This is a genomic window from Roseovarius sp. MS2 (assembly GCF_051447875.1).
Classification (GTDB): domain Bacteria; phylum Pseudomonadota; class Alphaproteobacteria; order Rhodobacterales; family Rhodobacteraceae; genus Roseovarius; species Roseovarius mucosus_A.
Genome location: NZ_JBKHVF010000001.1, coordinates 82791 through 97666, shown reverse-complemented (window position 1 = coordinate 97666; position 14876 = coordinate 82791). Strand labels below are relative to the sequence as shown.

12 protein-coding genes are annotated in these 14876 nt (G+C 62.6%); 6 read left to right on the top strand and 6 right to left on the bottom strand.

All coding sequences use genetic code 11. The annotated features are described in order from the left end of the window. Window positions 1-23: 23 nt before the first annotated feature. From ACLGGT_RS00565 to ACLGGT_RS00550, 4 genes are all read right to left on the bottom strand, one after another. On the bottom strand, window positions 24-554 hold the full coding sequence (locus ACLGGT_RS00565) for a bactofilin family protein (RefSeq protein ID WP_008280406.1): 531 nt from the start codon (window positions 552-554) through the stop codon (window positions 24-26). Then, the gene (locus ACLGGT_RS00560; protein WP_437194809.1) at window positions 544-1863 is read right to left on the bottom strand and encodes a DUF5930 domain-containing protein; all 1320 of its coding nucleotides are present in this window, start codon (window positions 1861-1863) and stop codon (window positions 544-546) included. Before ACLGGT_RS00560 ends, ACLGGT_RS00565 begins: the two co-directional genes overlap by 11 nt. A gap of 183 nt (window positions 1864-2046) precedes the next feature. Next, window positions 2047-2850, bottom strand: a complete 804-nt coding sequence (locus ACLGGT_RS00555) for a ferritin-like domain-containing protein (protein ID WP_437197383.1) — start codon at window positions 2848-2850, stop codon at window positions 2047-2049. Window positions 2851-2870: 20 nt separating this feature from the next. After that, window positions 2871-3332, bottom strand: coding sequence for a peroxiredoxin (locus ACLGGT_RS00550; RefSeq protein ID WP_437194808.1), 462 nt, complete (start codon window positions 3330-3332; stop codon window positions 2871-2873). A 107-nt stretch (window positions 3333-3439) separates the two neighbouring features. Here ACLGGT_RS00550 and ACLGGT_RS00545 point away from each other — a divergent pair, with 107 nt between their 5' ends. The 5 genes from ACLGGT_RS00545 to lpdA all read left to right on the top strand — a co-directional run bounded on the left by ACLGGT_RS00545 (window position 3440) and on the right by lpdA (window position 11460). Next, complete coding sequence (locus ACLGGT_RS00545) at window positions 3440-6844, top strand: YhdP family protein (protein WP_437194807.1); 3405 nt, start codon at window positions 3440-3442, stop codon at window positions 6842-6844. Then, entirely contained in the window at window positions 6841-7929 is a 1089-nt protein-coding gene (gene queA / locus ACLGGT_RS00540) for a tRNA preQ1(34) S-adenosylmethionine ribosyltransferase-isomerase QueA (protein ID WP_437194806.1), read from the top strand. The genes ACLGGT_RS00545 and queA overlap by 4 nt, the downstream gene beginning before the upstream one ends. 66 nt (window positions 7930-7995) lie before the next feature. Beyond that, window positions 7996-9249 carry an MFS transporter gene (locus tag ACLGGT_RS00535; protein ID WP_437194805.1) on the top strand — a complete coding sequence of 418 codons (1254 nt, stop codon included), beginning with the start codon at window positions 7996-7998 and terminating at the stop codon, window positions 9247-9249. A gap of 102 nt (window positions 9250-9351) precedes the next feature. Beyond that, window positions 9352-9930, top strand: coding sequence for a DUF924 family protein (locus ACLGGT_RS00530; RefSeq protein WP_008280399.1), 579 nt, complete (start codon window positions 9352-9354; stop codon window positions 9928-9930). A gap of 135 nt (window positions 9931-10065) precedes the next feature. Continuing rightward, complete coding sequence (lpdA, locus tag ACLGGT_RS00525) at window positions 10066-11460, top strand: dihydrolipoyl dehydrogenase (protein ID WP_008280398.1); 1395 nt, start codon at window positions 10066-10068, stop codon at window positions 11458-11460. Between the two features lie 24 nt (window positions 11461-11484). Here the strand turns inward: lpdA and crtC are convergent, their stop codons facing one another. Both crtC and crtD read right to left on the bottom strand, forming a co-directional pair. After that, window positions 11485-12366 carry a carotenoid 1,2-hydratase gene (gene crtC / locus ACLGGT_RS00520; protein WP_437197382.1) on the bottom strand — a complete coding sequence of 294 codons (882 nt, stop codon included), beginning with the start codon at window positions 12364-12366 and terminating at the stop codon, window positions 11485-11487. Further along, window positions 12363-13913: a 1-hydroxycarotenoid 3,4-desaturase CrtD gene (gene crtD, locus ACLGGT_RS00515; protein ID WP_437194804.1), complete on the bottom strand. Its 1551-nt coding sequence runs from the start codon at window positions 13911-13913 to the stop codon at window positions 12363-12365. The genes crtC and crtD overlap by 4 nt, the downstream gene beginning before the upstream one ends. 93 nt (window positions 13914-14006) lie before the next feature. On the opposite strand from crtD, the gene ACLGGT_RS00510 reads away from it, so the two are divergent. Beyond that, on the top strand, window positions 14007-14876 hold the full coding sequence (locus ACLGGT_RS00510) for a polyprenyl synthetase family protein (protein ID WP_081506585.1): 870 nt from the start codon (window positions 14007-14009) through the stop codon (window positions 14874-14876).

Genomic DNA, 14876 nt, shown 5'->3' with positions numbered 1-14876 from the left:
GCCTTTTTGGTTCTGTGCCTGGCTTAGCCTTCGGCGGGCTTGGGTGCCGCGGGGGCTGCGGCGGCGGGGGCCGCGGGCTTGGGGGCGTTCTTGTTGCCGGTCAGAGGATCGTCCTGACGCTGCACCGAGCCTTCGAAATGCGCGCCGCTTTCGATGGCGATGGTCTTGTGGATGATGTCCCCCTCGACGCGGGCGGTCGAGGTCAGGCGCACCTTGAGGCCACGCACGCGGCCCACGATACGACCGTTGATCACCACGTCATCTGCGATCACTTCGCCCTTGATGGTGGCGCCTTCGCCCACGGTCAGCAGATGCGCGCGGATATCGCCCTCGATAGATCCCTCGACCTGAATATCGCCGGTGGTCTTGAGGTTGCCGGTCACGTGCAGGTCCGAGGACAGCACAGAGGCGGGCGGCTTGGCCTTGGGGGCGGAGGCCTTGAATTCCGTATTCAGCGCGTCAGGCCGCGCCGAATCGAGCCGGTTCTCGGAGGCAGCCGGTTTGGCCTCTGCAGGCTTTTGCGCGGGTTCGTTGATTTTGCTCTTAGAAAACATTGTTTGCAGCCTTGATATATATCATGGGGTTGACGGACTTGTCGCCGACGCGGACCTCGTAGTGTAGATGTGTGCCCGTAGAACGTCCAGAGTTGCCCATATCACCAATCCGTTCCCCGCGCGAGACCCTTTGCCCGACGTTGACACGGATTTGCGACAGATGCGCGTAGCGGGTTTCGATGCCAAAGGCGTGCTGGATCTTGATCAGGCGGCCATAGCCCGACAGCCAGCCCGCATGGGTCACGACGCCATCGGCGGTGGAATAGATCGGCGTGCCATGAGGGGCGGCGAAATCGGTGCCTTGGTGCATCCGGCCCCAGCGCATGCCATAGCCCGATGTGTAGCGGAATGCGCTTTTGACGGGCAGGGCAAAGGGCGCCTTTTGCGCGGCAATGGGGTAGAGGTTCAGCTCGTCCATCCGGCCAAGGATGCGGTTTGCGCGCTCGGCATCGACGGAGGGTTCTTCGCCACGGGTAGAGAAGGACAGCGGCATCAGCGGGCCGCCTTGGCCGGAATAGCCCCGGCGCACAGTATCAAGCAAAGAATCGGTGTTCAGCCCTGCGGCACGAAACATCTTGTCGAGCGGTTCGACAGAGATCGCCATCGCATCCTCTAGCTGGCTGAAGATCTGGTCGTTCTGATCCTTGAGCAGGTCCAGTTCCAAAGCCATCTCTTCGGCTTTGAGGAGGGCATCCTGGGCATTGGCGATGGTTGTATCGCGTTCCTCTGCGGCATCCTCGAGTGCGGCAGTCAGGAAATCGACGGTGGCATCAGAGCCTGCGTCGGCCGTCGGCCCGACGCCGGTGCCGCCTTCTGTCTCGAGGGAGAGAGCCAATTGCTCGACCTCGTCGCGCGCTTCTTCGCGCTCTGACATGGTGCGGCGCAGGGTGGATTGGATCACCTCGATGCCGGTTTCCAATTCGCGGCGGCGGGTTTCGGACGCCAGCAATTCGGACTGCATCAGCGAAATCTGTTCGAGCGCGGAAGAGAACCGCTCTTGTGCGGCAATCGCCTCTTGCGCGCGCTTGTCGCGTTCGGAGGACAGGGCGTTGAGGCGGTTTTCATAGGTGCGCTGATCGCGCTTGGCCTGTTCGCGGAAGTTGCCGGCCCCGATATTGTCCATCACGAGGATAGAGGTGGCGATAATTGACCAAGCTATGATCGCCGAGGCCCCGAGAAAGGCGAAAAGCTGTGTTGAGGGGCGCAGGCGAATGAACCGCGTATCATTGTCGGATCGCAAAAAGACCCGACGTTCGGGAAAATACCTTTCAAGGATCGCATGGATTTTTATCGCAAGTCTTGTTCTCACGCGCTCATTGTCCCTGTTGCCCCTGCCGTAGTCCTGAAGGATGCCGCATTGATTGCAGGCACCGTAATGAACCGTGATTAGCCAGCGGTCGGGCTTTGGGCAAGATTTTTGACCAATCAGGGGGCGAGGCTGGGCTGTTTCTTGCCCGAGTGGCGGAAATTCGCCGATACTGCGGCCTGAATTTCAACCTTGAATTGAGCCAGCCTCGCTTAAAGGCCAGTAAAAATCGGGTGGAATGCCTGCTTCGGCCCGTTTTTCCTTGTTAAAGGGCGGTTTCAGCGCGCCGTGGAAGTAGCGGCGTACGAGGTCGTGGAAGGTGGTCTTGGGGTCGAGGTCATGGCGACCGCACAGAAAGTGGAACCATTTGGAGCCATAGGCGACGTGATGCACCTCTTCGGCATAGATCACCTGCATGGCGGCGACGGCGGCGGACTCTCCTGCGCGGTCGAACACTTCGATCATGCCGGGGGTGACATCAAGGCCACGCGCCTCGAGCACCATGGGCACGACGGCAAGCCGACCCATGAAATCCTGCGCCGTATCTTCGGCGGCGCGCCACATGCCTGCATGGGCGGGCAGAGCGCCATAATGGCTGCCCATCGCTTCAAGACAGTCGCATATCATGTTGAAATGCTTGGATTCCTCATCAGCGGATTTGACCCAATCATCGTAAAAGCCAAGCGGCATTGGGATATCTGCAAAGCGTGCGATGATATCCCAATGCAGATCGACGGCGTTGAGTTCGATATGGGCCACGGCATGAAGAAGCGCGATGCGGCCCTGCACCGAACCGGGGCGGCGGCGCGGCACGTCGCGCGGGTCGAGCAGTTCGGGCTTGGCGGGCCGGGCAGGACGCAGGGGCGGTTGCGCACGCCCCAAAGGAATGTCGTGCCCTGCCGCGCGCGCGGCGAACCATGTGGCGGCATGAGCGCGCGACAGCGCCGTTTTGGTGCGGCCGTCGTGGGTAGAGAGCACCGCGACGGCCATGTCTGTCAGGGTTTGGGGGGTCACAGGGCCTTGACCGCGTCCAGCACCTCTTCGGCGTGGCCGGGCACCTTGACCTTGCGCCAGACACGCGCGATGCGACCCTCGCCATCAATCAGGAAGGTCGAGCGTTCGATGCCAAAGTATTTCTTGCCATACATGCTCTTTTCCGCCCAGACGCCGTAGGCTTCGCAAACATCCGTATGTTCGTCAGACAGGAGAGGCACAGTAAGCGCATGTTTCGATGCGAATTTTTCGTGGCTTGCGAGGCTGTCTTTGGAGATGCCCATGACCGTCACACCAGCGGCGTCGAACTGATCCTTGAGGGTGGAAAAGGCCACCGCCTCTTTTGTGCAGCCCGAAGTGTCATCGCGGGGATAGAAAAACAGGACAACTGCGCCGGGACGCAGGGCCGAGAGCGTAGTACTTTCGCCCCCGGTGCGCGGCAGGGTGAAATCGGGGGCCATTTCGGATGTATCGGGCATGGGGTATCCTCTGGGATGAAAAATTGTGAATTCCATATTAGGACGCAAGAGACCAGAATAAAGCCACGGGGCAGAAGAGAGGCGCAAGACGCGCCCGAACGGATAGGATGAGCACGCAGCCAACACAAGAGCAGGGCGCGGCGGAAACGTCAGAGCCTGTCGCAAACCCGACCGCGCGCCCCCGCACGCGGCGTCAGGGTCGGCGTGCGCTGCGGCATGTCATGCAGTTTTTCTTTTCCTGCGCGGTGCTGGTTGTGGTTCTGGGCCTAGGTGTGGCGATGAGCATAGGCGCAAGCCTGCGCGCGCCCGGTTGGTTGCAGGAACGCATCGCCACGCGGATTGATGCAAGCGTGCCGGGGTATGCCCTTCGTTTTGGCGAGATGTCTTTGGTGGTAGGTGAGGATCTGGTGCCGCGTGTGGCGCTGCGCGATGTGGTGCTGGCCAATCTGGACGGGGTGCCGCTGGTCACGCTGGGATCGCTTGCGGTCACGGTGGCGCCCGCGCCGCTTTTGCGCGGCGAGGTGCAGCCCAAGGCGGTGCATCTGTCGGGGGCGCGTTTGGGGCTGCGGCGGATGGCGTCGGGCGAGTTCGCGATCATGTTCGAGGGCACGGGGCAGAACGGGACATTCAATGAGCAGATGGATGCGCTCTTTGCCCGACCGCAACTGGATGCGCTGTCCCGTGTGACGGCGGATAACCTGACGCTGCGCTATGAGGATGCGCGCGCGGGCCGCGCCTGGAGTGCGGATGGCGGGCGGTTGGAGTTGACGCGCGCAGGCGATGATCTGACCTTGCGGGGCGACGTGGCGCTTTTGGGGGCGCGCGATTATGCAACAACGCTGGCGGTGAACTACACGGGCCGGATTGGCAGCAAGGTGGCAGAGTTTGGCGCTACTTTTGAGGATATGCCCGCAGGTGACATTGCCGGACAGTCGCCAGCGCTGGCGTGGCTGGGGGCGTTGCAAGCGCCCATTTCCGGGGCGCTGCGGGCGGAGGTGGACGCCGAGGGGCGGCTGGGCCCGCTCAACGCCACGTTGCAGATTGGGGCGGGTGTGCTTCAGCCTACAGCCGCCACGGCCCCGATCAAGTTTCGCTCGGCGCGCAGCTATTTCACCTATGATCCCATGGTGCAGGAAATCCGGTTTACCGAATTGTCGGTCGATAGCGCCTGGGGGCAGGCGCGGGCCGAGGGCACGGCGCGGCTGGTGGGGATGGAGGCCGGGTGGCCGCGCGAATTGCAGGCACAGATCCGGGTGAGCGATGTGGTCGCGGACCCCGCCGATCTTTATCCCGAACCGATCCGGTTCGAAGAGGCGCAGGTGGCGCTGCGATTGCGGCTTGATCCATTCGTGCTGACCCTAGGCGCGTTGACCCTGAGCGATCAGGGTCAGTATCTGCGGGCGCGTGGCGAAGCGCGGGGCAGCGAGGCGGGGTGGGATATCTCGTTTGAGGGGGAAATGGACGGGTTGGCCCCAGAACGTCTGATGGCGCTCTGGCCACGTGCGGCGCTGGCCAATACCCGTAACTGGATTGATCAGAACGTGAAGACGGCGGATCTGCGAGATATCCAACTGGCCTTGCAGTTGCGGCCAAACCATCGGCCCGAATTCTACATTGGGTTTGATTTCGCGGATCTGGAGACGGTCTATATCCGTGACGTGCCGGCCCTTTCCGGGGCCTCTGGGCGGGCGTCGCTTTATGACCATCGCTTTGTCATTCATGCCGAGCGCGGGCATGTCGAAGCGGAAGAGGGCGGGTTCCTGAATGTTGCGGGGACCAGTTTCATCATCCCGGATGTGCGCGTCAAGGAAAGCCCGGCTGAGGTTATGCTGCAAAGCCGAAGCACGATCACGGCGGCGCTGTCGCTGCTTGATTCGCCGCCCTTCCGGTTTTTGCAAAAGGCCGGGCAGCCGGTGACGGTCGCCGAGGGGCAAGCCGAGTTGGGGGGGCAGTTGGTGTTCCTCTTGAAAAAGCAACTGACGGCGGAAGAGGTGGCCTTTGACGTGACCGGCACATTGAGCGCTGTGCAAAGCGACACGCTGCTCAAGGGGCGGCGGCTTGCGGCGGAGACGCTGGAGATCGAGGCGAGTAACACAGGTTTGGAGATTGGCGGCGCGGCGCAGGTTGGCGACGTGCCGGTGCGGGGCAGTTGGGAGATCGCGATTGGTGGCAACCCGCAAGGCGAAAGCCGCGTGCGCGGGCAGATCGAGCTGTCGCAGCGGTTTCTGGAGGAGTTCAAGATCGGGCTGCCGCCGGGCAGTGTGACGGGGGCCGGGCAGGGGGTGATGGAAATCGGCTTTGCCAAGGGACAGGCGCCGGAGTTTGCGCTGAGTTCCGATCTGGCGGGCGTCGGTTTGCGGTTGCCGCAACTGGATTGGGCATTGGGAGAGGCGCAGCTTGGGCGGCTGGATGTGACGGGCCGTCTGGGTTCTGTGCCCGAGATCACGGCGCTGGGCCTGAGCGGTGCCGGGTTAGAGGCGCGCGGGCGGGTGAGCCTGAACGCAGGCGGCGGGCTGGACCGGGCCGAGTTCAGCCGGGTCACGCTGGGCGGATGGCTTGATGCGCCGGTGGCGCTGGTCGGGCGTGGGGTGGGCGTGGCACCGCGTGTCGAGGTGACGGGCGGAACGGTTGATCTGCGGCAGACATCGCTGGGCGGTGCGGGCACTGGCGCGCGTGACGGCGGCGGCGGCGGTGGGGTGCCGATTGCCTTGCGGTTGGAGCGGTTGCAAATCTCGGAAGGGTTGGCGTTGACCCGGTTTAGCGCCGATCTGGATACCACAGGCGGCGCAAGTGGAAGCTTTACGGGGCTTTTGAATGATATCGCGCCGATCAGCGGGCAGGTGGTGCCGGTGGGGGGGCGCAGTGCCTTTCGGATCAGATCTGACGATGCCGGTGGCGTTCTCAAGGCGGCGGGGTTGTTGCGGCAAGCGCGCGAGGGAGCGCTCGAACTGGTGCTGACGCCCGCGCCGGAACCCGGGAGCTATGACGGGGTATTGGGCATTGATCAGGTTCGCATAAAGGAAGCCCCGGCGCTGGCGGCGCTGCTGAATACGGTCAGTGTGGTTGGGCTTTTGGAGCAGTTCTATGGGCAGGGGCTGCATTTTGGTCGGGTCGATGCGCGGTTTCGGCTGACGCCGGAGCGGCTGATCCTGTTGGAGGGCAGTGCGGTGGGGGCCTCGGTCGGAATTTCGATGGATGGCTATTATGGTCTGGCCGAGAAGCAGATGGATATGCAAGGCGTGGTCTCGCCCGTCTATCTGCTCAATGGCATCGGAGAGGCCTTTACCCGGCCCGGTGAGGGGCTTATCGGGATGAACTATACGCTCAAGGGGCCATCTTCGGACCCGGCGGTGTCGGTCAATCCGTTGTCGGCGCTTGCGCCGGGATTCCTGCGCGAGATGTTCCGGCGGCCTGCGCCCACGGTGGGCACGGGGCGGGCAGCCACCTCGGGTCAGGTCGAAAAGCCGCAAGAGCGCGAGGCGCAGGACATTCACCGAAGACAGGACAGATGAAGCTATCGGATTTTGATTTTGACCTGCCGGAGGCGCTGATTGCCACGCGCCCCGCAAGGCCCCGACGTGCGGCGCGGTTGCTGGTGGCCGAGGGTGAGGGGATCACCGATGCGGGGGTGGCTGATCTGGGGCGCTGGCTGCGGCCCGGTGATCGGTTGGTCCTGAATGACACGCGGGTGATCCCGGCGCGGCTGTCGGGTTTGCGCCATCGCTCTGGCGCGCAGGGGGACACGGCGGCGAAGATCGAGGTCACGCTGCTGGAGCCGGGGGCGGATGGCAGCTGGGGTGCGCTGATCAAGCCGTTGAAAAAGGTGAGCGAGGGCGAGGAGATTGTGTTTTCCGGGCGACTCTCGGCGGTGCTTTTGGCCAAGGAAGAGGGGCAGGGGCGGCTGCGGTTCAACCTTGTGGGCGACGATTTCGATGCGGCGCTGGCAGAGGCCGGGGCAATGCCGCTGCCGCCCTATATTGCCGCGCGCCGACCTGCGGATGAACAGGACAAGGTGGATTATCAGACTGTTTGGGCACGGGCACCGGGGGCGGTGGCGGCACCGACGGCCTCGTTGCACTTTGATGAGGCGCTGCTTGCGGAACTGGCGGCGCTGGGCGTGGGGTTTAGCCATGTCACGCTGCATGTGGGGGCGGGGACGTTTTTGCCGGTCAAGGTCGAGGATGTGACCACCCACCGGATGCATGCCGAATGGGGCGAAGTCAGTGCCAAGGCTGCCGCCGAGATGGCCGCGACGCGCGCGGCGGGCGGGCGCATCATTCCGGTGGGCACCACCGCGCTGCGATTGATCGAGACGGCGGCGCGGGCCACTGGCGAAATCGCGGCCTGGTCAGGGGATACGGATATTTTCATCTATCCCGGTTTTGAATTCCGCGTTGCCGATGCCTTGATGACCAATTTTCACCTGCCGAAGTCGACATTGATGATGCTGGTGTCCGCGCTGATGGGGCAGGATACGATCCGGCGGATCTATGCCCATGCGGTGGCGGCGCGCTATCGCTTTTTCTCTTATGGGGATGCGTCGCTATTGATCCCTGCGGCAAAGGCTGACAGGCGGGGCGCGCAAGGGACAGAGTAAGTCGTCTTTGGGGTGCCGCACCGTCTTGCATCTGTTAGGCTGGTCCCGAAGAATAAGGAGAGCGCGATGTTTCAGGTGCTGTCGGGGGCGTGGGCCCTCTTGCTGGGCATGATGTTGTTGCAGGTTGGCAATGGCATGCAGGGCACGCTTCTGGGGGTTCGGGGCGCTCTTGAAGGGTTTTCGACCTACGAGATGTCGGTGGTCATGTCGTCTTATTTCGTGGGCTTTCTGTTTGGGTCGCGGATGGCGCCGGATATGATCCGCCGGGTCGGGCATGTGCGGGTCTTTGCGGCCCTTGGCTCGATGATTTCGGCGGTTCTGATCCTTTATCCCACGATTACAGAGCCTTGGGCCTGGTCGATTGGGCGGGTGTTGATCGGATTCTGCTTTTCTGGCGTGTATGTGACCGCCGAAAGCTGGCTGAACAATTCCGCAACCAATGCCACGCGTGGCAAGGCGCTATCGCTCTATATGATCGTGCAGATGATCGGCATCGTGTCGGCGCAGGGGTTGATGGTGCTGGCGGACCCGTCGGGCTATGTTCTGTTCGTCATCCCGTCGGTTCTGGTGTCGCTGGCCTTTGCGCCCATTCTTCTTTCGGTCAGCCCGACACCTGCATTTGGCACGACCAAGCCGCTCTCGCTCAGGCAGATCATGAAAATCTCGCCTCTGGGCTGTGTCGGGATGCTGCTGACCGGGGGGGTCTTTGCGGCGCAATTCGGGATGGCGGCGGTTTACGGTGCCGAAGCGGGGCTGAGCGTGGGGCAAATCTCGGCTTTTGTCGCGTCGTTTTACGTGGCTGCGGTGGTGGCGCAATATCCGCTTGGGTGGCTGTCTGACCGGATGGACCGGCGCAAGCTGATTGCGGCGGTATCGCTGGGCACGGGTATCGGCGCGGTGGTCGGTATGCTGCTGGGGGAGAATTTCTGGTTTCTGATGCTGGCGGCCTTTATCGTCGGGGGCACGTCGAACCCGCTTTATTCGCTGCTGATTGCCTATACCAACGACTTTCTCGCGCATGAGGATATGGCGGCGGCGGCCGGTGGCATGGTGTTCATCAACGGCTTGGGGGCGATTGCCGGACCGCTGATGGTTGGCTGGATGATGGGGGTGATAGGGCCGGGGGGCTATTTTCTATATATCGCGATACTGATGTTTGCGATGGTCGCCTATGCCATCTATCGGATGACGCAGCGCAAAGCCCCGACGGTGCGCGAAACCGACCGGTATATGCCGGTTTCGCCGTCTTCTTCGCCGATGGCGGTAGAATTTGCGCAAGAATATGCCATTGAGAGCGCGCAAGAGGCGAAAGAGGATTGAAATCGGGAAATTATATCCTTTCTGTAGCATTATGTTACTGTGGAACGGGCTAAAATCCCGTTACCGTCTTAAAAACGTCATAGGATATTGAGGAGTCCCCCTATGGTCACACCCGACGACGTGCTGCGGTTCTGGCTTGATGAGGTCGGACCGGCGGGGTGGTACAAGACATCCGAGGCGCTGGATGCCGAAGTGCGGGAGCGGTTTTTGGCGGCATGGGAGAATGCCCGAGAGGGGGCGTGCGGTCTTTGGCTGACCTATCCCAATGGCATGCTGGCCTATGTGATCCTGACCGATCAGTTTCCGCGCAATATGTTCCGGGATGACGCGCGGGCCTTTGCCACCGACCAACAGGCGCTGGCGGCGGGCAAGGCGGCCATCAACCGCGGATGGGATATGCGGGTCGACGAACCGGCGCGGCAGTTCTTTTACCTGCCGCTTATGCATTCCGAAAACCTCTGTGATCAGGAACGCTGTGTGCGCCTGATGTGCGAGCGTATGCCCGAGCACGGGGCCGAGAACCTGACGCATGCGCGGGCGCATCGCGAGGTGATCCGGCAATTTGGTCGTTTTCCCTATCGCAATGCTGCGTTGGCGCGGCCATCCACGGCGTCTGAACGGGCGTTCGAGTCTGAGGGTGGCTATGGCGGCACCTTGCGGCGGATCATGCAGGCGGCGTGATCTGCCCTTTTACTGTGTTCCGAATTGTTGGAAAAACGCGCGGGGCGATTGTTTGTTCAATCGGTCAATCATGTCGCGTTGCGATTTGGTGTAAAATAGTTTAATGGCAAACTAAATTTGGAAACGGAGGGCCACATGGCGTCGACTACCTATGATATGATTGTAATCGGGGCGGGTCCGGGCGGCTATGTGGCCGCAATCCGGGGCGCGCAACTGGGCCTCAAGGTGGCGATTGTCGAGCGCGAGCATATGGGCGGCATTTGCCTGAACTGGGGCTGTATCCCGACCAAGGCGATGCTGCGTTCGTCCGAGGTGTTTCACCTGATGCACCGCGCCAAGGAGTTTGGCCTGAAGGCCGAGGGGATCGGCTATGATCTTGATGCGGTGGTCAAACGTTCGCGGGGGGTGGCCAAGCAGCTGAGCGGCGGCGTCGCACATCTGATGAAGAAAAACAAGGTCACGGTGGTGATGGGGGCTGCGAGTTTGCCCGCCAAGGGTAAGGTCAGCGTCAAGACCGAGAAGGGCGTCGAAGAGCTGGAGGCCAAGCACATCATTCTGGCCACTGGCGCGCGGGCCCGTGAATTGCCGGGGCTAGAGGCCGACGGTGATCTGGTATGGACCTATAAGCACGCGCTGGTGCCATCCCGCATGCCCAAAAAGCTTTTGGTGATTGGGTCGGGGGCCATTGGGATCGAGTTTGCCAGTTTCTACAATACCTTGGGCGCTGATACGACCGTGGTCGAGGTGATGGACCGTATTCTGCCGGTGGAGGATGCCGAGATTTCTGCTTTCGCCAAAAAGGCGTTTACCAAGCAAAAGATGAAGATCATGGAAAAGGCCATGGTCAAGCAATTGGATCGGGGCAAGGGCACCGTGACCGCGCATATCGAGATGGGCGGCAAGGTTGAAAAGCACGAGTTTGACACGGTAATTTCCGCTGTGGGAATTGTCGGCAATGTCGAGGGGCTGGGCCTAGAGGCGTTGGGCGTCAAGATCGACCGCACCCATGTGGTGACGGATGAGTATTGCCGCACCGGGGTGGAGGGCCTTTATGCCATCGGCGATATCGCGGGCGCGCCGTGGCTGGCGCACAAGGCCAGCCATGAGGGCGTTATGGTCGCCGAATTGATCGCAGGCGGGCATCCGCATCCGGTGAAGCCCGAGAGCATCGCGGGCTGCACCTATTGCCATCCGCAGGTGGCAAGCGTTGGCCTGACGGAAGCCAAGGCCAAGGAAAAGGGCTATGCTGTCAAAGTGGGCCGTTTCCCGTTCATCGGCAACGGCAAGGCGATTGCGCTGGGCGAGCCGGAGGGCATGATCAAGACGGTGTTCGATGCCAAGACGGGGGAGCTTTTGGGCGCGCATATGGTGGGTGCCGAGGTGACAGAGTTGATCCAAGGCTATGTGGTGGGCCGTCAGTTGGAGACCACCGAAGAAGACCTGATGAACACGGTCTTCCCGCATCCCACGCTGAGCGAGATGATGCATGAAAGTGTGCTCGATGCCTATGATCGGGTGATCCACATCTAAAGCAGTAACGCTGACGCGCCCGGATCAGGGCGCGTCGTTGAAATGCCACCGCGCACGGCGGGGCACGCGCACCGCGAGCATGGGCTTGAGCAGGCCCATGCGAAAGCGGGTGAGGTCGAGCGCCTCATGCACGCCCACGGTTTCTTCGCCATCGAGCTGAGTTTTGACCGCTGAGCGGCTGTAAAACGGCGCGTCGAGCATGGGTTTCACCTGATGTGGCTGATACCCGGCATCGGCGCGGGTATCGCGCGCCACTTGCCAGAGACTGCGGCGCATCTTGGCTTTGGGCGGCAGGGGGATGGTCTGCGCCTGCCCGTCTGCATCGAAATGCACCGCCGCAGCGAGCGATGAGCCATCCATCCGCACCGCGTCATAAAAGCAGGTTGAGCCGCCCCGCACCGGGTAGCGCCCCCATGTCCAGTATCTGAAATCCTGTTCCAGAGCGCGGGTGCCGAAATTGGCATCGAAATAGCCATGGCCCGTCCATTGCCAGCCGGGCGCGTCGAGATCGACCTCGATCGTCGAGGTGGGGCCAAAGGGCCGCCAGATATGGGTGCCCTCGGGGGTGAGCGGGAGTTCCACTTGTGTGAGCGCCGTTGGGGTCACGGTGATGCGCCCGCGCACGCGCGAAATGAGAGGGGGCGAGGAGATTTCATTGATCTCGATGATCAGGCAGCCATCTTCCCAGCGCACCGAGGAGGGGCCGACGGTCAGGCAATCGCGGCTCTGGCGCAGGGCCGATGTGCCCCGGTCGGTCATGGTAAAGCGGCCACCGGGGCCGTAGGTGGCGACGTTGATGCAGACGTGATTGGCCGGGTTGCGGCGGCCTGACCATGCATACCACGGCGAGAACACCGAACCGATAAAGGCAATCACGCTGACGGCGCGCCCGCCATCATCGCTCAGGCCGTCGATATACCACCAGGCGTAGCCGTTTGAGGGCACGTCGAGGTCAAAGTTCGGTCGCTCAAGATCGCCTCTGCCGCGTGCCGGGCGGAGAGCGTGGCCATCGGCACCCCTGCCCCCGGATGGGCCCCGCCCCCCGCGAGGTAGAGCCCCCGGATCGGTGTGCGCGCCGTGGGCCGTTTCAGGCCCGCCGTCATGCCGTGCGGGCTCTGCCCGTAGAGCGATCCGAGAGAGGCGGGAAACATCCGGTCGAAGCGCGCCGGTGTCGTCAGCGCCCCCTCGCCCGGCAAGGGACTGAAGCGCAGGCCAAAACCCGCGAGGGTCTGAAAGGTCCGGGTGTGACATGAGGCGAAATCCTCGGCTGTTTGGGTGAGGCCATCGAGTGGTGGCGCGTTGAGAATGATCTCGAACCGCTCGCGGTGGGGCGGGTGTTCCGAGAGGCCACGATCCTGTGCGCAGATATAGATCGTAGGGTCGCGCGGGCAGCGCCCGGCGTTCAAATCATCGAATTCGCTGCGGGCATCCGTGGCGAAGAACACGTTGTGATGTGCCAGATCAAGGCCCGAGGGCGTGGCGGCAAAGGCCCAGACCTGCGCCGACAGGCTGCGCGGCAGTTTCAGCGTTTGGGAGGCAACCGAGGTTGTGGTGGGCCCAAGAGCACCAAGGGCAAGGGCGCGCGGATCGCCGTTGAACACGATGTAATCCGCCGCAAGCCGCGTGCCATCGCCAAGGGTAACACCGCGGATCTGTGCGCCCTCGGTCTCGATCCGCGCGACATGAGCGCCGTAGTGAAAGTCTGCGCCATGGGCGCGGGCCAGCGCCTCGAGGCTTTGCGCAAGGCGGTGCATGCCGCCCCGCACCACCCAAACGCCAGCGGCCTCGGCCTGCCAGATGAGCGACAGAAGGGCGGGGGATTGGTAGGGCGAGCCGCCGACATAGGTGGCATAGCGGCCAAAGAGCTGTCTCAGGCGGGGATCATCGAACTGGCGCGCAAGGCTTTGTGCCAGGGTTGAGAGTGGGGACATGGCGTGAAGCAGGGCCGGTTGTCGGGCGACAGTTGCCGCGAGGCCCAGTGCAGAGGGTGATGCCGCCTGCATCATCGGTGCGTCGAAGGCCGAAAAGAGGCGACGGGCACGGGCGCAAAACTTCGTGAACTGCCGGGCGGATTTGTTGCCCGCGAAATCATGGATCGCGGCGCGGCTGCGGGTTTCGTCGGCGAAAAGGTCTAGGCGGCTGCCATCGGGCCAGAAATGCCGGGCGAGGACGTCTTGGCGTACGAGGTCAATGTGATCCTCAAGACGCGCGCCGACACTTGCAAAGAGCGCGTCGAACACCGCCCGCATCGTCAGAACGGTGGGTCCGGCATCGACGGGCCCCGCATCCGAGGGCAGGGCACGCATTTTGCCGCCGGGGCCTGCGTGGCGTTCCAGCACGGTGACGGCAAGCCCCGCATGCGCAAGGCGCAGTGCCGCAGCCAGCCCCGCGATCCCGGCGCCGACAATCACAACCCTGTCGCGCGTTTTCAGAGGGGGCGTGTCTGATTTCATAACGCGATTGTTGACTCGCGCGAGCAATGTGTCCAGTATGATTTACACATGGTGTGTCAGAATAATGATACATCCCTCGAAAAAGGAGCGGCCATGCCCATTGAGACCCGCATTGAAGCGGCCATAGCGCAGGCAATTGCGCGGGGGCAGGCGGGGCAGACCCCGGCCCGATTGGCGGATGCCCTCGATTATTCCACCAGCCCCGGCGGCGCGCGCATACGTCCGACGATTCTCATGTCTGTGGCGCTGGCCTGCGGCGATGATCGCCCTGAATTGAGCGATGCCGCCGCTGCCGCGCTGGAAATCATGCATTGTGCAAGCCTTGTGCATGACGATTTGCCCTGTTTCGATGATGCCGATTTGCGGCGCGGCAAGCCTTCGGTGCATCGCGCCTATTCCGAACCGCTGGCGGTGCTGGCGGGTGATGCGCTTATCATCATGTCGTTTGAAATTCTTGCCCGAGTGGCAGAGTGCGATGCGGCACGTGCCAATGCGCTGATTCTGGCGCTGGCGCGGCGCAGTGGCATGCCAAACGGCATTTGTGCCGGGCAGGGTTGGGAGAGTGAGCCGACCGTTGATCTGGAGGCCTATCACCGTTCTAAGACCGGCGCGCTTTTTATTGCCGCCACGCAGATGGGGGCCATCGCGGCGGGGCACGAGCCCGAGCCGTGGTATGAACTGGGCGCGCGCATTGGCGCCGCGTTTCAGGTGGCGGATGATCTGCGCGATGCGCTTTTGGATGCCGAAACCTTGGGCAAGCCGGTGGGGCAGGATGATCTGCACGGGCGGCCCAATGCCGTATCGGAATTGGGTGTGGCCGGGGCTGTGACGCGGCTCAAGGATATTCTGGCAGGGGCGATTTCGTCGATTCCGTCCTGTCCCGGCGAGGCGCGGCTGGCCAAGATGGTGCAGATGCAGGCCGAGCGCATTATCTCGGTGCTGCCTGCGCGCATGCGGGCCTGA